19 protein-coding genes are annotated in these 18,799 nt (G+C 67.5%); 12 read left to right on the plus strand and 7 right to left on the minus strand.

The window, feature by feature from the left end:
* The first annotated feature begins 1 nt into the window (after position 1).
* Together exbD and ARC23_RS13115 are read left to right on the plus strand one after the other, a co-directional pair.
* Positions 2–427: a TonB system transport protein ExbD gene (gene exbD, locus ARC23_RS13110; RefSeq protein WP_057497603.1), complete on the plus strand. Its 426-nt coding sequence runs from the start codon at positions 2–4 to the stop codon at positions 425–427.
* Positions 424–1,143 carry an energy transducer TonB gene (locus ARC23_RS13115; RefSeq protein WP_057497604.1) on the plus strand — a complete coding sequence of 240 codons (720 nt, stop codon included), beginning with the start codon at positions 424–426 and terminating at the stop codon, positions 1,141–1,143. Before exbD ends, ARC23_RS13115 begins: the two co-directional genes overlap by 4 nt.
* Positions 1,144–1,184: 41 nt before the next feature.
* On the opposite strand, the gene ARC23_RS13120 is transcribed toward ARC23_RS13115, so the two are convergent.
* The gene (locus tag ARC23_RS13120) at positions 1,185–3,212 is read right to left on the minus strand and encodes a sodium-translocating pyrophosphatase (protein WP_057497605.1); all 2,028 of its coding nucleotides are present in this window, start codon (positions 3,210–3,212) and stop codon (positions 1,185–1,187) included.
* Between the two features lie 311 nt (positions 3,213–3,523).
* Here ARC23_RS13120 and ARC23_RS13125 point away from each other — a divergent pair, with 311 nt between their 5' ends.
* Positions 3,524–4,027: a hypothetical protein gene (locus tag ARC23_RS13125; protein WP_057497606.1), complete on the plus strand. Its 504-nt coding sequence runs from the start codon at positions 3,524–3,526 to the stop codon at positions 4,025–4,027.
* Between the two features lie 72 nt (positions 4,028–4,099).
* Here ARC23_RS13125 and ARC23_RS13130 read toward each other — a convergent pair whose 3' ends face one another.
* Together ARC23_RS13130 and ARC23_RS13135 are read right to left on the minus strand one after the other, a co-directional pair.
* A complete protein-coding gene (locus ARC23_RS13130) occupies positions 4,100–4,489 on the minus strand; it encodes a DUF488 domain-containing protein (RefSeq protein ID WP_057497607.1) in 390 nt (129 codons plus the stop codon).
* Positions 4,490–4,604: 115 nt separating this feature from the next.
* On the minus strand, positions 4,605–5,861 hold the full coding sequence (locus ARC23_RS13135) for a 6-phosphofructokinase (protein ID WP_057497608.1): 1,257 nt from the start codon (positions 5,859–5,861) through the stop codon (positions 4,605–4,607).
* A 136-nt stretch (positions 5,862–5,997) separates the two neighbouring features.
* On the opposite strand from ARC23_RS13135, the gene ARC23_RS13140 reads away from it, so the two are divergent.
* The 3 genes from ARC23_RS13140 to ARC23_RS13150 all read left to right on the plus strand — a co-directional run bounded on the left by ARC23_RS13140 (position 5,998) and on the right by ARC23_RS13150 (position 8,828).
* Positions 5,998–6,561 carry an adenylate kinase gene (locus ARC23_RS13140; RefSeq protein ID WP_032128385.1) on the plus strand — a complete coding sequence of 188 codons (564 nt, stop codon included), beginning with the start codon at positions 5,998–6,000 and terminating at the stop codon, positions 6,559–6,561.
* 327 nt (positions 6,562–6,888) lie between these two features.
* Entirely contained in the window at positions 6,889–8,253 is a 1,365-nt protein-coding gene (gene mpl, locus ARC23_RS13145; RefSeq protein ID WP_057497609.1) for a UDP-N-acetylmuramate:L-alanyl-gamma-D-glutamyl-meso-diaminopimelate ligase, read from the plus strand.
* Entirely contained in the window at positions 8,250–8,828 is a 579-nt protein-coding gene (locus ARC23_RS13150) for an LON peptidase substrate-binding domain-containing protein (RefSeq protein ID WP_057497610.1), read from the plus strand. Before mpl ends, ARC23_RS13150 begins: the two co-directional genes overlap by 4 nt.
* Positions 8,829–8,949: 121 nt before the next feature.
* Here the strand turns inward: ARC23_RS13150 and ARC23_RS13155 are convergent, their stop codons facing one another.
* Complete coding sequence (locus ARC23_RS13155) at positions 8,950–10,947, minus strand: bifunctional DedA family/phosphatase PAP2 family protein (protein WP_057497611.1); 1,998 nt, start codon at positions 10,945–10,947, stop codon at positions 8,950–8,952.
* Positions 10,948–11,032: 85 nt separating this feature from the next.
* On the opposite strand from ARC23_RS13155, the gene ARC23_RS13160 reads away from it, so the two are divergent.
* Both ARC23_RS13160 and ARC23_RS13165 read left to right on the plus strand, forming a co-directional pair.
* Complete coding sequence (locus ARC23_RS13160) at positions 11,033–11,695, plus strand: serine/threonine-protein kinase (protein ID WP_057497612.1); 663 nt, start codon at positions 11,033–11,035, stop codon at positions 11,693–11,695.
* On the plus strand, positions 11,692–12,198 hold the full coding sequence (locus tag ARC23_RS13165) for a DUF2867 domain-containing protein (protein ID WP_057497613.1): 507 nt from the start codon (positions 11,692–11,694) through the stop codon (positions 12,196–12,198). The genes ARC23_RS13160 and ARC23_RS13165 overlap by 4 nt, the downstream gene beginning before the upstream one ends.
* Positions 12,199–12,302: 104 nt before the next feature.
* Here the strand turns inward: ARC23_RS13165 and ARC23_RS13170 are convergent, their stop codons facing one another.
* Entirely contained in the window at positions 12,303–12,986 is a 684-nt protein-coding gene (locus ARC23_RS13170; protein ID WP_057497614.1) for a hypothetical protein, read from the minus strand.
* A gap of 108 nt (positions 12,987–13,094) precedes the next feature.
* On the opposite strand from ARC23_RS13170, the gene ARC23_RS13175 reads away from it, so the two are divergent.
* Both ARC23_RS13175 and ARC23_RS13180 read left to right on the plus strand, forming a co-directional pair.
* Positions 13,095–13,913, plus strand: coding sequence for an SDR family oxidoreductase (locus ARC23_RS13175; RefSeq protein ID WP_057497615.1), 819 nt, complete (start codon positions 13,095–13,097; stop codon positions 13,911–13,913).
* Between the two features lie 91 nt (positions 13,914–14,004).
* Positions 14,005–14,997, plus strand: coding sequence for a YiiG family protein (locus tag ARC23_RS13180; RefSeq protein ID WP_057497616.1), 993 nt, complete (start codon positions 14,005–14,007; stop codon positions 14,995–14,997).
* 164 nt (positions 14,998–15,161) lie between these two features.
* On the opposite strand, the gene ARC23_RS13185 is transcribed toward ARC23_RS13180, so the two are convergent.
* Positions 15,162–16,034, minus strand: coding sequence for an ion transporter (locus ARC23_RS13185; RefSeq protein WP_057497617.1), 873 nt, complete (start codon positions 16,032–16,034; stop codon positions 15,162–15,164).
* Between the two features lie 63 nt (positions 16,035–16,097).
* Here ARC23_RS13185 and ARC23_RS13190 point away from each other — a divergent pair, with 63 nt between their 5' ends.
* Positions 16,098–17,324 (plus strand): acetylornithine transaminase, encoded by a 1,227-nt coding sequence (locus ARC23_RS13190; RefSeq protein WP_049413720.1) that lies wholly within the window; start codon positions 16,098–16,100, stop codon positions 17,322–17,324.
* A 144-nt stretch (positions 17,325–17,468) separates the two neighbouring features.
* On the opposite strand, the gene ARC23_RS13195 is transcribed toward ARC23_RS13190, so the two are convergent.
* A complete protein-coding gene (locus ARC23_RS13195; protein WP_057497618.1) occupies positions 17,469–18,071 on the minus strand; it encodes an HAD-IA family hydrolase in 603 nt (200 codons plus the stop codon).
* Between the two features lie 123 nt (positions 18,072–18,194).
* Between ARC23_RS13195 and azu the strand changes: the two genes are divergently transcribed.
* The gene (gene azu, locus ARC23_RS13200; RefSeq protein WP_057497619.1) at positions 18,195–18,644 is read left to right on the plus strand and encodes an azurin; all 450 of its coding nucleotides are present in this window, start codon (positions 18,195–18,197) and stop codon (positions 18,642–18,644) included.
* The last annotated feature ends 155 nt before the right edge of the window (positions 18,645–18,799 follow it).

Genomic DNA, 18,799 nt, shown 5'->3' on the forward strand with positions numbered 1-18,799 from the left:
GATGGCGATCAGGACCGCGTCCGACCGCGACGACGCACCGGAAGAAGCACACGAGATCAACGTCACGCCCTTCATCGACGTGATGCTGGTGCTGTTGATCATCTTCATGCTAGCCGCACCGCTGGCTACCGTATCAGTGCCGGTGCAGCTGCCGGCCAGCAGCGCCAGTGCCACGCCGCCCGAACAGGCGCCGGTGTATGTGACCGTGCAGGCCGATCTGTCGCTGCGCGTGGGCGAGCAGGCGGTGGCGCGTGACGGGCTGGCGGCTGCATTGCAGGCGGCCACCCACGGCGACACCGCGCAGCGCATCTTCCTGCGTGCCGATACCCGCGTGCCTTACGGTGAACTGATGGCGACGCTGGACGCGCTGCGTGGCGCAGGCTACTTGAAGGTGGCACTGGTTGGACTGGAGCAGGGCGCGCGATGAGCGGATTGCGACGCTGGGCGACCAGCCTGGCGATCGTGCTGCTGGTGCACGCGCTGCTGATCGGCGCGGCCTGCTGGTGGGCGACGCGCGCACCGGTACTGGCTGCGACGGCGCCGCCCGCCGCGCTGATGCTGGAACTGGCACCGATGGTGCAGGCACCGCCGGTGCCGCCGCGCGAGGTCGCCACCGGTCCGCTGCAGCAGCAACAGCAGCGGCAGGCGCCGAAGCCGGCCCTGCGCGAGCAAATGAAGGCGCCGGTGCAGCCGCAGGGCGAGCTGCCTCCGCCGCGTGCACCGGAGCCGGCGCCGTCGCCGGATACTGCCGATGCCAACGTTGCGCAGACCAGCGCACCGCCGCAGGTGGCGGCCGACGCGGCCACACGCTACACCGCAGCGCAGACCACGGCCGGCGAACGCAGCCGCGCCGAGGCAACCTGGGAAGGGCGCCTGCTCGGGCATCTGCAGACGCATCGGCGCTATCCGCGCCAGGCCGAGCGGCTGCGCCAGCAGGGCGTGGTCTACGTGCGCTTTGCCGTGGCCCGCGATGGCGCGGTCTCGGGGCTGAAACTGGGCCGCAGCAGTGGCTTCGCGCTGCTCGACCAGGAGACGCTGGACACCGTGCAGCGGGCCAGCCCGGTACCGGCGCCGCCGGCCGAAGTGGCCGGCGACCCGGTGGAAGTGATGGTGCCGGTGTCGTTCTTCCTGCGCGGGCGGTGACCTTGTAGAGCCGAGCCCATGCTCGGCTCTGCAGGACGCTCTTACAACAGCGGTACCAGCAGCAGCGCCACGATGTTGATGATCTTGATCAACGGATTGATCGCCGGGCCGGCGGTGTCCTTGTACGGGTCACCCACGGTATCGCCGGTGACCGCGGCCTTGTGCGCTTCGCTGCCCTTGCCGCCGAAGTGGCCGTCCTCGATGTACTTCTTGGCGTTGTCCCAGGCGCCGCCGCCGGTGGTCATCGAGATGGCCACGAACAGGCCGGTGACGATGGTGCCGATCAGCAGGCCGCCGAGCGCGCGCGGCCCCAGCAGCAGGCCGACCACCACCGGCACCGCCACCGGCAGCAGCGAGGGCACGATCATTTCGCGGATCGCCGAGCGGGTCAGCATGTCCACCGCCTTGTCGTACTGCGGCTTGCCGGTACCCTGCATGATGCCGGGGATCTCGCGGAACTGTCGGCGCACTTCCTCTACCACCGCGCCGGCCGCACGACCGACCGCCTCCATCGCCATCGCACCGAACAGGTAGGGAATCAGGCCGCCGATCAGCAGGCCGATGATCACCGTGTGGTCGCTGAGGTCGAAGCGGAATTCCTGCCCGGGATGTGCAGCCTGCAGGTTATGCGTGTAGTCCGCGAACAGCACCAGCGCCGCCAGTGCCGCCGAACCGATGGCGTAGCCCTTGGTCACGGCCTTGGTGGTGTTGCCCACCGCATCCAGTGGATCGGTGATGTCGCGGATCTCCGAGGGCAGCTCGGCCATTTCGGCGATGCCGCCGGCGTTGTCGGTGATCGGTCCGTAGGCATCGAGGGCGACGATCATGCCAGCCATCGACAGCATCGCGGTGGCGGCAATGGCGATGCCGTACAGGCCGCCCAGCGCGAACGCCCCCCAGATGGCCGCGCAGACCGCAACCACGGGCAGCGCGGTGGACTTCATCGAGATGCCAAGGCCAGCAATGATGTTGGTGCCATGGCCGGTGGTCGACGCCTGCGCCACGTGCTGCACCGGCTTGTACTGGGTGCCGGTGTAGTACTCGGTGATCCACACGATCAGGCCGGTCAGGACCAGCCCGATCAACGCACAGCCGTACAGCGCCATCGGTCCATGCACATTGTCACTCATCAGCCCGGTGGTGATCGGGTAGAAGGCAATGGCGGCCAGCACGCCGGAGACGATCACGCCCTTGTACAGCGCGCCCATGATCGAGCCGCCCGGCTTCACTTTGACGAACAGCGCGCCGATGATCGAGGCGATGATCGACACCCCGCCCAGCACCAGCGGATACAGCACCGCGTTGGCGCCCGCCTCGGCCAGCATCAGGCTGCCCAGCAGCATCGTTGCGATGACGGTGACCGCATAGGTCTCGAACAGATCGGCGGCCATGCCGGCGCAGTCGCCGACGTTGTCACCGACGTTGTCGGCGATCACCGCCGGATTGCGCGGATCATCCTCGGGAATGCCGGCTTCGACCTTGCCGACCAGGTCGGCGCCGACATCGGCGCCCTTGGTGAAGATGCCGCCGCCCAGTCGCGCGAAGATCGAGATCAGCGACGAACCGAATGCCAGCCCGACCAGCGCGTGCAGCGCCTGTTCCATCGGCAGGCCCAGGCGCAGCAGCAGCGCGTAGTAGCCGGCCACGCCCAGTAGGCCCAGCCCGACCACCAGCATGCCGGTGATCGCACCGCCACGGAACGCCACGTCCATCGCCGCGCTGATGCCGTTGCGCGCGGCCTCGGCGGTGCGCACATTGGCACGTACCGAGACATTCATGCCGATGTAGCCGGCCGCGCCGGACAGCACCGCGCCGACCGCGAAGCCGATCGCGGTGTACCAGCTGAGGAACACACCGACCAGCACGAACAACACCACGCCGGCCACGCCGATGGTCAGGTACTGGCGGTTGAGATAGGCACGCGCACCTTCCTGGATCGCGGTGGCAATGGCGATCATGCGTTCATTGCCGGTGGGTTGGCGCAGGATCCAGCGCGCCGAGACGATTCCGAACAGGATTGCGAGAATGGCGCAGCCCAGCGCCAGTGACAGCCCGTGACGTTCCAGCATTAGACCCCTCCGCAGAATGGATGTAGGCATCCAGTGGCGATGAACGGCACCACGAGGGGGACGACGGGCTGCAGCCTGGAACCAACCCGTACCGACCTTGGCGGTCGTCCGACGTATGGCGGTGTTCAGCATTCCCTGGTGGCTGCAGTATGCGTGCCGCCACTTGTAGAGTCGAGCCATGCTCGACTGGCGCTCTACGAGCGCGCAGGCCCTGCCACCGTGCGATGGGCACGATTCGAGAACCATCAGGCCTTTGCGCCCCGTTAAGCCAGTCTCTGCAAGCCTGCGCACAGTCCCGTAGGAGATCCCACATGCGCCTGTCCCTGTTGATGCTTGCCGCCCTGGTCCCGGCCGTGCCGGCATTGGCCGCTGAAACCCCGGAGCTGCAGCGTGCCGTCGGTGCACCGCAGGCGGTGGGCGCGGTGCACACGCTGCGGCAGATTCCCGAGGCCTGCGCACGCCTGGAAGGGGCGTTTACCGGCCAGGCCGCCGAGCCCTATCGCTTCTCTGCCGTGCGCACCAGTGAACAGTGCCAGCCGCGCGCGCGCTTCGTCGACTACACCAAGGCGCAGCCGAGTGCCGACAAGGGCTGGAAACTCAATGACGTGATCCGCGTGCCCAACGCCACATGCCCGGCGCAGCAGGCCGTGGTGCGCGTCTGGCGCCTGCCGGTGAACAACAGCCAGGCCCTGGACGGCCAGGGCCAGTCGCGGATCTACCTGGAAGAAGCAAAGAAGCAGGCCGCAGCCGGCCAGATCCCGAAGGTGACGATGTTCGCCGCGCAATTGCAGATGGAAGGCAAGGCCTGCAATTGAGATGGCGCCGGCGCTGCGCCCACGCAGTCATCCACGGGCGGTGGTGCCGGCCGCTGCCCGGCATCCGGCCGATCACTCCGCCAGCATGGCCCCACGCGCCACCAGCAGCTCGCGCAGCGCCCTGCGGTGGCAGTGCGCTTCGTCTTCGCAGTAGCAGCCCACGCTGAGGTCGCTGTGCTGCGACATCGCGGCCAGCAGGTCCAGCGCGTGCGCGGCATCGGGCGCTTTCATCTCGGCGTTGTAGCGGCGGAAGAAGGCCGTCCAGTCAGCCGTCGTCCTGGCTTCGTGGGCCTGCTTCACCAGCGCCGCGCTGGGTGAAAGGGTGGGGAACCAGACGTCGTACCAGTCCTGTGTCGCGAATTCGCTACGCGGTACGCCGCGCGGCGGGCGCCGCACGGTACCGATGCGCAGGCCCTCGCCGGGAGCGCGCGGCGTACCCAGTCGAACAACGCGCAGTGCCATGGTGTACCTCCACTAAAAGGGGACGGAGGGGATTAAGTCGTATCCGGCCCGTCGCTGACGCCGGGGGCACGAAGGGGCATATGCGACTTAATCCCCTCCGTCCCCTTTTTAGGGGTCAGCCCTCGAACGGCGGCAGCTTCTGCTTCACTGCGACGTTCTTCAAGGTGACGTACCTGGGCAGGCCATCGGTGCCATACGGCAGGGGCGCCTCGCCCTTGATCAGCGGCGACAGGTAGGCGCGTGCCCTGGCGGTGATGCCGAAACCATCGCGGCGGATGAAGCCGGCCGGCATCTTCTTCTCGTGATTGGCGATCTTCGACAGCGGCGCCGCTTCGATCTTCCAGCGATAGGGCGCATCGCTGCTGCGCACGATCACCGGCATCACCCCGTTCTGGCCCTTCAGCGCCAACTGCACGGCGGCCTTGCCGACGGCCTGCGCCTGCTCCCAGTCGGTCCTGCTGGCCAGATGGCGGGCCGAACGCTGCAGGTAGTCGGGCAGTGCCCAGTGCACCTTCAGGCCCAGCTGGTCCTTGACCCGGCTGGCCAGATGCGCCGCCACGCCGCCCAGCTGCGAATGCCCGAACGAGTCCTTGCCGCCGCCGGCGTCGGCCACGAAGCGTCCATCGGCCGTGGCGATGCCTTCCGATGCCACCACCACGCAGTAGCCGACGCGCTCGACCACGGCCTTCACCTTGCTCAGGAAGGCGGCCTCGTCGTAGGCACGCTCGGGCAGCAGGATGATGTGTGGCGCTTCGTCATCGCCGTTTCCGGCAAGGCCGGCGGCCGCGGCCAGCCAGCCGGCGTGTCGGCCCATCGCTTCATAGATGAAGACGCGGGTGGAGGTCTCGGCCATTGCCGCGACGTCCAGGGCCGCTTCGCGCACCGAGACCGCAGTGTACTTGGCCGCCGAGCCGAAGCCGGGGCAGGTATCGGTCACCGCCAGGTCGTTGTCGATGGTCTTGGGCACGCCGATGCAGGTCAGGTCGTAACCGGAGGCCTTGGCCAGCTGCGAGACCTTCAGCGCGGTATCGGCCGAGTCGTTGCCGCCGTTGTAGAGGAACCAGCGCACGTCATGCGCGCGCAGCACCTCCAGCAGGCGGTCATAGCGGGCGCGGTCGGCGTCCAGCGATTTCAGCTTGACCCGGCAGGAACCGAAGGCCCCGCCCGGGGTATGGGCCAGGGCGCGGATCGCCGCGGCGCTCTCCCTGCTGGTGTCGATCAGCTCCTCGCGCAGCGCGCCGAGGATGCCGTTGCGGGCGGCCAGTACCTTGATGCCCTTGGCCCGGGCCTGCTCGATCACCGCCGCCGCCGTGGCGTTGATGACCGCAGTGACGCCGCCTGACTGGGCGTAAAGGAGAGTACCGTTGCGCATGCTTCTACCTGCTCGGGGGAGGGGACGTTGCAGGGACATTACCCGGATGCGGTAAAGTGGCGCTATTGCGGTGCAGCGATACCGGACCGTCCGGGACGCGAACCTTCTTTGTTTTCAACACGTTGGAGTCAGGTCAATGCGATTGGTTCTGTTGGGACCGCCCGGTTCGGGCAAGGGGACACAGGCGACGCGCCTGAAGGAAAAGCTGGGTATCGCCCACATTTCGACCGGTGACATGCTGCGCGCGGAAATCGCCGCGGGCACGGAGCTGGGCAAGCAGGCCAAGACGGTGATGGATGCCGGCAACCTGGTGTCGGACGACATCCTGCTGGGCATGCTCGAGTCGCGCCTGACCCAGGCCGATGTCGCCAAGGGCTTCATCCTCGATGGCTACCCGCGCAATGTGGCCCAGGCCAATGCGATGGACGGCCTGCTGGCCAAGATCGGCCAGCCGCTGGATGCCGTGGTGCAGCTGGACGTGGCCACCGAGCTGCTGGTCGAGCGCATCGCCGGTCGTGCCAAGGAGCAGGGCCGCGCCGATGACACGCCGGAAGCGGTGCGTCAGCGCCTGCAGGTCTACAACGACCAGACCGCCCCGGTGGTCGATTTCTATGCCGGCCGTGGCACCCTGGCCCGCGTCGATGGCGTGGGCGAGCTGGACGAGATCGAAGCCCGCATCCTGGCGGCGATCAAGGGTTGATCCGGCAGGGCCGGTGCACTGCCGGCCCTTCGGGCGCAAAAAACACAGGCCTGGTCCGCGAGGACCAGGCCTGTGTCGTTCATAGGCGCCAGCGGAGGGCTTGCTCAGGGCCCCGCAGCATGAGCTCCCTTGGGGATGGCCTCTTGGGGAGTAGGACCGGTTCGGGTACTGCGGCTGGCAGTTCGAATTGTGTCCGGGTTCACAGAACATCGCTATCGGGAATTCCCTGACAGAAGATTGGAGTTTTCTCACATCCTGTGTAGGGGTTGTCTTACCCCAGCGCAGACATTGGCCCTATACAGCCGTCATCGGTCACAATCCTCGGTCATGAGCAGCGTACATATCCTTGCAATCGCCGGCACCTTCATGGGCGGCGTGGCCGCCCTGGCGCGGGAACTGGGCCATGCGGTCAGTGGCAGCGACCAGGCCATCTACCCGCCGATGTCGACCCAGCTCGAGCAGCTGGGCATTACCCTGGACCAGGGCTACCGCGCCGACAGCGTGCCGGCCGGTACCGGCGAGGTGGTGATCGGCAACGCACTGTCGCGCGGCAATCCGGCCGTGGAAGCGGTGCTCGACGCCGGCCAGCGCTACATTTCCGGCGCGCAGTGGCTGTCCGAGCAGGTGCTGCCGGGCCGTGACACGCTGGCCGTGGCCGGCACCCATGGCAAGACCACCACCACCACCATCCTCACCTGGCTGTTGGAAAGCGCCGGGCGTTCGCCGGGCTTCCTGATCGGCGGCGTGGCCGAGGACTTCGGTGTTTCCGCACGCCTGGGCCAGGGCCGCGAGTTCGTGGTCGAGGCCGATGAATACGATACGGCCTTCTTCGACAAGCGCAGCAAGTTCGTGCACTACCGGCCGCTGGTGGCCATCCTCAACAACCTTGAATACGACCACGCCGACATCTTCCCGGACGTGGCAGCGATCCAGCGCCAGTTCCACCACCTGGTGCGCACGGTGCCGGCACGTGGCCGCCTGATCGTCAACGGCGAAGACAAGTACCTGGCCGAAGTGCTGGCGATGGGCTGCTGGACCCCGGTCGAGCGGTTCGGCTTCGATCCGTCGCTGGAATGGCATGCCGAGCTGCTGGCTGCCGATGGCAGCGCGTTCCGCGTGCATCATCGGGGCCAGCCGCTGGGTGATGTGCAGTGGTCGCTGCTGGGCCGCCACAACGTGCTCAACGGTCTGGCCGCGCTGGCCGCCGCGCACGCGGTGGGCGTGGCCCCGGCCGACGTGATCCCGGCCCTGGCGCGCTTCCGCAGCGTCAAGCGACGCATGGAAGTGATCGGCAGCCATGACGGCATCACCGTCTACGACGATTTCGCCCATCATCCGACCGCGATCGCCACCACGCTGGAAGGCCTGCGTGCCAGGGTCGGCGATGCACGCATCGTGGTCGCGATGGAACCCCGCAGCAATTCGATGCGGCTGGGCGCGCATGCACAGGCGCTGGCGCCTTCGCTGGCGTTGGCCGACGAGGTGGTGTTCCTGCACCGCCCGGAACTGGCCTGGGATGCGGCGGCGGTGATCGCCGCCGTGCGCGGGCAGGCCCATGCCGTGCCGGATACCGACGCGTTGCTGGCGCAGCTGCAATCGAGCGCACGCCGCGGCGACCATGTGGTGTTCATGTCCAACGGCGGCTTCGACGGCGCACCGCGCCGCTTCCTGGCTGCCCTGCAGGCCCGATGAGCACCGACGGATCGCTGCCGCTGTTTCCGCTGCACACCACGCTGGTACCGGGGGCGGCGGTGGGCCTGCGCGTGTTCGAGCGCCGCTACCTGGACCTGGTCCGCGACAGCGGCCGCAGCGGTGAAGGGTTTGGTGTCTGCCTGATCCTCGACGGCCAGGAAGTGGGGGCGCCGGCGACACCGGCCGCGTATGGCGTGCAGGTGCGCATCGAAGACTTCGATGTCGGCGCCGACGGCGTGCTGCAGCTGCGCCTGCGCGGTACGCGTCGTTTCCATGTCGAGCGTACCCGCGTGCGCGACAACGGGCTGGTGGTGGCCGACGTGCGCTGGTGCGAGCAGGACCCTGACGATGAACTACGGCCGCAGCATGCGCTGCTGGCCACGGTGCTGGGTCACATCATCGAGCAGGCCGGCGAGGCCTACGCACCGGCCACCCCCGCGCTGCTGGACCAGGCCAGCTGGGTCGGCTGGCGGTTGGCCGAGCTGCTGCCGCTGAGCGAGCAGCAGCGCCTTCAGCTGCTGCAGATGGACGACCCGCACCAGCGATTGCAGCAGCTGCTGGGCTGGATGCCGTAGCAGCCATCCACGCATGGCGTGATCTGCTGTAGAGCCGAGCCCATGCTCGGCTTGCTGGATCCGGCGAAGGGCAGCCGAGCATGGGCTCGGCTCTACAGTGGGTGATCGCGACCGGTACCGGTCAGGGCGCTGTGGTCTTCAACCGCAGCACCGGCAACCCGGTTTCGCTGTGCACGTCCTCGCGCTGCGGCAGGGCCTGCACGGCCTCCTTCACCGCGTTCATCGCCGGATCCACGCCGCGCACCGGGTGCCACATGCCGATCCACTGGAAGTGGCGCTCGTAGCGCAGCGTCTGCGCACTGCCCAGCCACAACGGTGTGGCGCCCGGCTGCAACTGCACCGGGGCCGGCCACAGGCGCAGCACGTAGCGTTCGTCCGGCCTGGCGCCCTGGCGCACCATCAGCAGCGCTTCCACGCGGGTGTCCAGCGTGGCCGGCAGGACCGGCAGTTCGTCGGCACCGGTGTTCTTGTCCAGCATCAGCAGTGCTTCCTGCCAGCCGGCCTGTTCCTGCCGCTTCCAGCCGCGCGCCTCCAGCTGCGCCTGCAGCGGTGCCAGCGGGCCGGCCACCTGCACATCCAGCGGCCAGCGCTGGTCGTCGTCGAACTCGTTGCGGCGCGCCGGCAGCTGCGCCCAGTCGCGTTGCCACCATGCCTGCAGGTCAACCACCTGCGGGGCGGGCAGGGTCGGCTCGAAGCGTTCCAGCTTCACCGGGATGTTGCGCGGTGCGTACCACATCGCGGCGATGGCGAACACGCCGTAGAACAGCCACGCTACCGGCTTCACCCAGAACGAGCGGTTGAAGCGGCGGCGGTAGGCGATGCCCAGCACCAGCAGCCAGAACGTGCCGAACAGCATGCCGCCGATCACATCGCTCAGCCAATGCGCGCCCAGGTACAGGCGCGAGAAACCGATCAGGCTGACCACGATGCCCGACACCAGGTACGGCCAGACGCGGGTGCGGCCGGGCATCTCGCGGGCGATCAGCACTGCGAAGAAGCCGAAGGTGATGGTGGCCATGGTCACCGACACCGACGGGAAGCCGAAGCCACTGCTGGCGTCGAGCGGGCGCACCACGTCCACGGTGGCACCCAGCAGCATGGTCAGCGCCAGGCCGAAGGCCAGGGCCGCCAGCCAATGCGCGGCCGCCATCCAGCGCCGGCGCCAGATCAGGTAGCCCATCGCCGCCGCGGTGGCCGGCAGCAGTACCTGCCAGGCGCCCAGTGACGCCAGCGCGGCCATCGGGTAATCGGCCAGCGGGTTGCGCAGGGCCAGCATGGCCTGGTGCACCAGCAGGTCGACCGCCAGCGGTTCACCATGCGCGACCACCACGGTCAGCAGCGCGAACCAGCCCCAGCCCAGTACCAGCAGCATCAGCGCCAGCATCGCCAGTGGCACCGACTCGCGCCGTTTCGGGTCCAGCACACCGACGGTATAGCGGCCCAGTGTCGGGTGGCGGTTGGACCAGTCCAGCAGGCGCGCCAGCCAGTTGTCCATGCGCGCGGCCGACCAGCGGTAGCCGTACAGCACGATGGCCCAGACCAGGCCAAGGATCACTGCCAGCAGGCCGACCACCACCACCAGCCGTCCGGCGACGGCGGCCACGGCGTCGTAGGCCTCGCCAAGCACCCAGCCCGGTGCCAGGAACAGCACCGCCCAGGAAATGCTGGCGATACCACTGGCCTGCACGTAGCGGCTGGCCGGCATCTTCATCATGCCGGCGATGGCTGGCACGAACGGGCGGATCGCGCCCACGTAGCGTGCAATCAGGATGCTCTTGAAGGCATTGCGACGGAACAGGTTCTCGCCGCGGTCGAGCAGCTGCGGGTAACGGCTGAAGGGCCACACGCCCCGCAGGCGGTCGCCCCAGCGGCGGCCGATCCAGTAACTGATGCCATCACCGGCAAACGCACCCAGCGCCGCCGCCGCCACCGCGTACGGCCCGGAGATCTGGCCCAGGCCGATGAACACGCCTACCGCGAACAGCAACGGTAACGCCGGCACGATGGCGCCGAGAATGATGACCGCATCGCAGAAGGCAATGAGGAAGATGACAGCACCCGCCAATACGGGGTGAGCGGCAATCCACGCGAGCGTGGCGTCGATCCATGAAGAGTCCATTGCCCGATTATAGGGGCGCGAAGGTGACTGGTTCCCAGCCCCTTCGTGACCGTTTGCAACCCGCGCCATCGCCTAGAATGGGCCCATGCCGAATTCGCCAGACACGCCATCGCACGCCTTGAAGGCCGACAGCTTCGGTCGCATCCTGCTCGTGAACGGATCTGATGGCCCCTTCGTACGCCGTGATCTGGGCGCCACGCCGCTGTGGTTGCGGTTGCCGGCCTGGTGGCTGGCCCGCCGCGAAGCGCGCGCGCTGCGCCATATCCACGGCATGGCCGATGTGCCGCGGCTGCTGGCGTGGGATGGCCGTCATCTCGACCGCAGCTTCATGGCCGGCGACGCCATGTACCAGCGCCCGCCGCGCGGCGACCTGGCCTGGTTCCGCGCCGCGCGCCGCCTGCTGCAGCAGCTGCATCGCCATGGCGTGGCCCACAACGATCTGGCCAAGGAAGCCAACTGGCTGGTGACCGAGGATGGCCGCCCGGCGCTGATCGACTTCCAGCTGGCGGTGATCGGCAACCCGCGCTCGCGCTGGATGCGCCTGCTGGCCCGCGAGGATCTGCGCCACCTGCTCAAGCACAAGCGCATGTACTGCCGCGAGTCGCTCACCCCGGTGGAAAAGCGCGTGCTAAAGCGCACCTCCTGGGTGCGCGAGCTGTGGTTCGCCACCGGCAAGCCGGTCTACCGCTTCGTTACCCGCCGCATCCTGCATTGGGAAGACAACGAGGGGCAGGGGCCCAAGCCGTGAGTCCATTGCAGGTAGTGACCGGCCCGCCGGGTGCGGGCAGCGTCCTGCGCCCACAGCTGGCCGGCGCCGACTTCGTGCACGCCTGCCAGGCAACGACCCATCGTGATGGGCGTTCGGCCTTGCAGGCCTATCGCGATATGGCCGCGACCATTCCCGGCTGGTTCGACGGATTGATGACGCTGCGCAACCAGGGCATGCGCCTGCTCGGCATGAAGCACCTGGGCTCGTTGCGCGCGGTGCAGGATGTTGCAGATCCCCAGCCCGGGCAGCGGCTGGGCATCTTCACCCTGCAGTCGCTCACTGACGATGCCATCGTGCTGGAAGACAACGACCGCCACCTGCGCGTGCAGCTGGCCCTGCAGTGGCATGGCGATGTACTGGAAGTGGCGACGGTGGTGCACACGCACAACGCGTTCGGGCGGGTGTACATGCTGCCGGTCGCCCCGGTGCATCGGCTGATCGTGCCGCATCTGCTGAGGAAGCAGGTGCAGGCGTACCGGTAGATCCACGCGATGCGTGGATGCACCGGGTGCCGGCATTGATGCAGGGCCAAGCCATGCTCGGCTGCATTGCCGGGCATGGCTCGGATCTACAGAAGCCGGTGACCTTACGGCGTCGCCGGCACCACCTGCTGGCCGATGAAGTTGCGCTTGGCGTCGAAGTCGTAGGCGATCTGCAGCTGGCCCACATCCGGGCAGGCGTGGCAGTCGCGCAGTGGCGTGCGGTACAGCAGGCGGATGCCGCCGTTCTCCAGTGGTGTTGCCCCGGCCGACTGCGCCGGTGCGAACGGCGTGGCCTGCGGGTTGGCCTTCAGCAGCTCCTGCACAGTGGGGTCCGCACGCAGGGTGTCGTCCAACTGCACGGCATCCACATCGATGCGCTTGCCGCTGGCATCGACCAGGCGGGTGCCCACATTGGTGTTGGCGCGGAACGGATACTCGACCGTGGCAATGCCCAGGCCTTCGTTCTCGTGCCAGGCCGTGACGTAGGCCAGCTCGCCGCCGGTGGACAGCTGCTCGGCGGCAGTGATGGCCTCGGCACTCGCGCCGCCGGCGCGCATCGCGTCGCGAAGGCAATCACGGGTGGCTGCGTTTTCGCCCTGGCGGCAGGCGTTGAGGTCGCCATCCCACACCACCGCCTCGCTCCAGCGCATCCTGCCGTCGGCGGCGGCCTTCTCCGCACTGGGCGTGTCACCGCCAGGCGGCTCCTTTCCGGGTTCCGGCGAACGGCCCTGGCAGGCGGTCAGCAGGGCAAGCCCCAAGGCAGGCAGCAACAGGCGGGAACGGCGCATGGCGTGGACCTCGTGCGTTGACGGGAGGCCCGAGTATCGTCAAGGCCGGGTGAACTCCACGTCGGCGCGGCATACTAGCGGCTCATTGCATGCGCTGGAGTGTGGAACGTGGGCAGTCTGCAGGGCAAAACGCTTTTCATCACCGGTGCCTCGCGCGGCATCGGCCTGGCCATCGCACTGCGCGCTGCGCGCGACGGGGCCAACGTGGCGATCGCCGCCAAGTCCTCGGTGCCGAATCCGAAGCTGCCGGGCACCATCCACAGCGCGGCCGAGGCCGTCACCGCCGCCGGTGGCCAGGGGCTGGCGCTGAAGTGCGATATCCGCGAGGAAGAGCAGGTACAGGCGGCGGTTGCCGCGACGGTCGACACCTTTGGTGGCATCGACATCCTGGTCAACAATGCCAGCGCGATCTGGCTGCGCGGCACGCTGGATACGCCGATGAAGCGCTTCGACCTGATGCAGCAGGTCAACTCGCGCGGCAGCTTCCTGTGCGCGCAGGCGTGCCTGCCGTACCTGCTGCAGGCGCCGAACCCGCACATCCTGACCCTGGCGCCGCCGCCGAGCCTGGAACCGAAGTGGTGGGGCGCGCATACCGGTTACACGCTGGCGAAAATGGGCATGAGCTTCGTCACGCTCGGCCTGGCCGCAGAATTCGGCCCGCAGGGCGTGGCGGTCAACGCACTGTGGCCGCGCACGGTGATCGCCACCGATGCGATCAACATGATTCCGGGCGTGGATGCGGCCGGTTGCCGGACGCCGCAGATCATGGCCGACGCCGCGCATGCGGTGCTTGTGCGAGAGGCGGCGGGCTTCCACGGCCAGTTCCTGATCGACGATGACGTGCTCGCGCAGGCCGGCATCACCGATCTTGCCGGCTATGCGGTGGATCCGACGCGGCCGTTGCTGCCGGACCTGTTCCTGGACTGAGTGCTGTTCGAACCCGGGCCGAGGGCTGCGGTCTTCGGTCTGCTGGGTTAGAATGATTGGCTGTAATCGTTTTCAACAAGGATGTGCGCCTATGACACGTACGCTTTCCATCGCGGCGCTGGCCGCTTCGCTGTCGTTGATCCTGACCGCCTGCGGCGGCAAGTCGCCCGCAGCCACGGGTGACACTGGCCCGTCCGCCAAGCCGGGCACCGGCGCGACGCTGTCCGACACGCAGCAGCAGTTGACCGCCAAGCTCAACGCCTACATCGGCTGCTTCAATGCACTCGATTCGAAGACCCACGGCAGCATCGAGTCCTATACGCGCTGGATCAAGGACGTCGAGGCCGGCCCGACCGGGCGCGAGACACAGGTGTACGGTCCGTTCGAGATCAGCGATTACGACATGAAGCAGTGCGATGGCCCCGTAACCGAGGCGATGGCTGCCAAGCCGGCGCTGGCCGATCTCGATGCCGCCGCGGGCCGCTATCAGCAGTCGCTGAAGGCACTGGTGCCGGTCAGCAAGGACGCGCACGACTACTACGATCGCCAGGACTACGAGGACGACCAGTTCGCCAAGGGCAAGCAGATGCACGTGCCCTTGATGGCGGCCTTCAAGGAATTCGTGATCGCCAGCGAAACGTTCAATGCCGAGCTGGAGCGCCAGAACGACGCGGCCCAGCGCGAGCAGCTCAAGGTACTGGAGCAGGCCGAGGGGCGCACGCGCGAGTACTACCGCCTGGCGATGATGCTGGAAGCGAAGGCGATCGTGGAGCTGATGAGTGAGGACGATTTCGATCCGGCCAAGGCCCGCGAACGACTGGATGCGTTCAACCGCATTTCCGACGAAGCGCATGCCAAGGTGGCCGATCAGGAGCCGGGCAAGCTGGACTGGAACAGCTTCGAGCGTGAAGCCGAGAACTTCCGTCGCGAGGGCAAGGAACGCCTGCAGCGGGTCAGCAGCAAGACGCCTTACAGCGATTTCGAGCGGCGCATGCTGGACTCGCCTTCGATGGCCCCGCGTGGTTCGGCCGGCAAGCTGATGCAGGAATACAACTCGCTGGTCTTCCAGAGCAACCGCCAGTAACTGCGGCGCCCATCGCGTCATGTGTCGCAATCGAACGCGCCGATTGCGACGCATTGCAGCCCACACTCCCGAACGGTGGGCCTTCCCGAGGCCGCGATCGCGCTGAGGGGGATCCACGCGCGCCATGCTGTTCCGGTAGTGCCGGCCGCTGGCCGGCATCTGCCTCAATGGCTGAATGCATCCGGCAGTTCACCGCCACATTTGCGGCAATGCCGTGCATCCGGCTCGTGGCCTTCCAGCCCGCAGTGCGGGCAGCCGCGGGCATCCCGGCGCGCGGCCAGCTCGGCGTCGCGCATGGTGCTGGCCAGTTCGGCCGTGTAGATGCCGGTGGGCACGGCGATGATGCTGTAGCCGATCAGGATCAGCACCGAAGTGACGAAACGGCCGAGCACGGTCTGCGGCACGATGTCACCGAAGCCGACCGTGGCCATGGTCACCACCGCCCAGTACATGCTGGCCGGGATGTTGGTGAAGCCGTGTTCGGGGCCCTCGATCACGTACATCAGCGCGCCGGCGATGATGGTGATGGTGATCACCGTGAACAGGAATACCAGCACCTTGCGCCGGCTGCGCCACAGCGACGTCATCAGGACGCCGCTTTCTTCGATGTAGCGGGTCAGCTTGAGGATGCGGAACACCCGCAGGATGCGCAGCGCACGCACCACCAGCAGGCTCTGCGCGCCCGGGATGAACATCGACAGGTAGGCGGGCAGGATCGACAGCAGGTCGATGATGCCCCAGATGCTCACCGCGTAACGCAGCGGGCGCTTGACCACCGCCAGCCGCAGCAGGTACTCGGCGGTGAAGAGGATCGTGAAACCCCATTCCAGGATGTACAGGCCGGTGGACCATTCGGCATGCAGGTGCTGCACGCTGTCGATCATCACCACCAGGATGCTGGCAACGATCGCCACCACCAGGATCAGGTCGAAATTGCGCGAGGGCCGCGAGTCATGGCGGTAGATGATGTCGAACCACCGACGGCGCCAGCCGGTCTCGGTGGCGGGGTTGAGCTGGGGGGCGGAAAACGGTCGCATGGGCGCATTGTGCCGCAGGGGTTACGGCGCGAGAATGGGCGTTCCTGAACCCTGCCGACTGCCATGACCGCCGCGACCGATCCGCTGATCTCCCTTTCGCATTACTACCTGCCGGTCTACAAGCCCCGCCAGGTGGTGCTGGAGCGAGGCCAGGGCGCCCGCGTGTGGGACAGCCAGGGCCGTGAATTCATCGACCTGGCCGCCGGTATCGCCGTGTGCGGCCTGGGTCACAATGATCCGGACCTGGTGGCCGCGCTGGTCGAGCAGGCCGGCAAGCTCTGGCACACCAGCAACGTGTTCTACAGCGCGCCGCCGCTGCACCTGGCCGAGGAACTGGTCAAGGCCAGCCGCTTCGCCGAGCGCGTGTTCCTGTGCAATTCCGGCGCCGAAGCCAACGAAGTGGCGATCAAGATGGTCCGCAAGTGGGCCTCCAGCCAGGGTCGTCCGGCCGACAAGCGTGTGATCATCACCTTCCGTGGCAGCTTCCACGGGCGCACCCTGGGGGCGGTGACCGCCACGGCCCAGCCGAAGTACCAGGAAGGCTACGAGCCGCTGCCCGGTGGCTTCCGCTACATCGATTTCAACGATGAAGTGCAGCTGGAGACCGCGATGGCCGCCGGCGATGTCGCCGCGGTGATGCTGGAGCCGATCCAGGGCGAGGGCGGCGTGATGCCGGCCAAGTCCGGTTTCCTCAAGCGCGTGCGCGAACTGTGCGACCAGCACAACGCGCTGCTGGTGCTGGACGAGATCCAGGCCGGCATGGGCCGCACCGGCACGCTGTTCGCGCACTGGCAGGACGATGTGGTGCCGGACATGGTGACCCTGGCCAAGGCACTCGGCGGCGGCTTCCCGATCGGCGCGATGCTGGCCGGCCCGAAGGTGGCCGAAACCATGCAGTTCGGCGCGCACGGCACCACCTTCGGTGGCAACCCGCTGGCCGCTGCGGTGGCCCGGGTGGCACTGCGCAAGCTGGCCTCGGCGGAGATCGCCGCCAACGTCAGCCGCCAGTCGAAGGCGCTGCGCGATGGCTTTGCCCGCATCAACGACGAGTTCGGTGTGTTCAGCGACGTGCGTGGCCGCGGCCTGATGCTGGGCGCGGTGCTGGGCAAGGACTTCGCCGGCCAGGCCGGGGCGATCCTCGATCATGCCGCCGAGCACGGCCTGCTGACCCTGCAGGCCGGCCCGGACGTGCTGCGCTTCGTGCCGTCGCTGAACATCACCGACGAAGAAGTGGCCGAAGGCCTGAAGCGCCTGCGCGCAGCGATTGCCGCGTTCATCGCCGCGCGCTGAGGCCATCGTGCCGGGGTCGGATCCCTCTCCTGCGGAGAGGGCTCTGACCCCGTTGCTGAGGAATGCCCGTAGAGCCGAGCCTATGCTCGGTTCATCGCGATGCCAGGCCACAGCAGCCGAGCATGGGCTCGGCTCTACAGTGGTTCACGCAATGCGATAACGCTTCAACACCTTGCCCAATCCGCGGCCATCGCGCACGGTTTCCGCGTGCAGGCCGGCGGCACGTGCGCTGCGTACGTTGGCAAACAGGTCATCGACGAACAGCGCGTGTGCGGGCGCCACACCCAGTGCTTCCAGCGTGCGCAGGAACACTTCCGGTGCCGGCTTGCGCAAGCCGAAATCGGCGCTGCAGAACACGCGGTCCCGCAGGGCAGGGAACAGCTCCGGCAGCAGGCTGGGCAACGCCTGTTTCATCAGCGCGCCGTTGTTGGTCAGCACCGCCATCGGCAACTGCAGGGCCTGCAGCCGCTGCAGCACGGCAGACTGCGGATGGCTGGCGGCCTGGCGTGCGGCGATCCATGCAGCCACATCGACAGTCGTGCTCAGAATCTCTCCCAACTGCGCCAGATAGGCCGGGCCATCCAGCGTGCCATTGTCATGCGCCGCTTCCAGTCCACTTTCATACAGCGCGGCCTGTACGGCCTGCGTCGGAACGTGCAGTGCCTGTGCCAGGTGCAGTACACGTTGCACGCGCTGGTACTGCACCAGCACGCCATCCACATCCAGCAGCAACAGATCGATCCGCATCGGCCGAGCATGCCATTGCAGTGAACACTCGGGAAACCCTGGAGCAGCCATGCGACAGACGGTCGCAGACGCGGCCATGGGGGGCTGCCTAGAATGGCGCTTGAATCCGCAGGAGATGCAACGATGAAGGCTTGGAGGGTGGCAGTGGGACTGGGCGCGCTGATGCTGGCGCCGTCGGCGATGGCGCGGGTGTGTGCGGTGAGCATCGACAGCACCGACCAGATGAGCTTCAGCAGCCGCGAGATCAAGGTCGCCGCCGACTGCACCGCCGTGGACCTGACCCTGCGCCACACCGGCAAGCTGGCCGCCACTGCCATGGGCCACAACTGGGTACTGACCCGCACGGCCGATTACCAGCCGGTGGCGATGGCGGGCATGCGCATGACCCTGGCCGACAGCTACCTGCCGAAGGCCGACAAGCGCGTGCTGGCGCATACCAAGGTGATTGGTGGAGGCGAGACCACGCGCGTGCGCTTCTCCACCCAGGGCCTGCAGAAGGGCGGTGATTACACCTTCTTCTGCTCGTTCCCCGGCCACTTCGCGATGATGAAGGGCAAGCTCGTCTTCGGTTGATGCCGCCTGTAGAGTCGAGCCATGCTCGACTGCTCTTTTCCGCGCTGCGCGCGATGAGCCGAGCATGGCTCGGCTCAACAGGTCGCAGTAGATCCACGCCATGCGGGGATACGGTGCAAGGCAGTGCCAACCAAGGTTGGCACCCACCATGAGCA

Source organism: Stenotrophomonas beteli, from assembly GCF_001431665.1.
GTDB lineage: Bacteria > Pseudomonadota > Gammaproteobacteria > Xanthomonadales > Xanthomonadaceae > Stenotrophomonas > Stenotrophomonas beteli.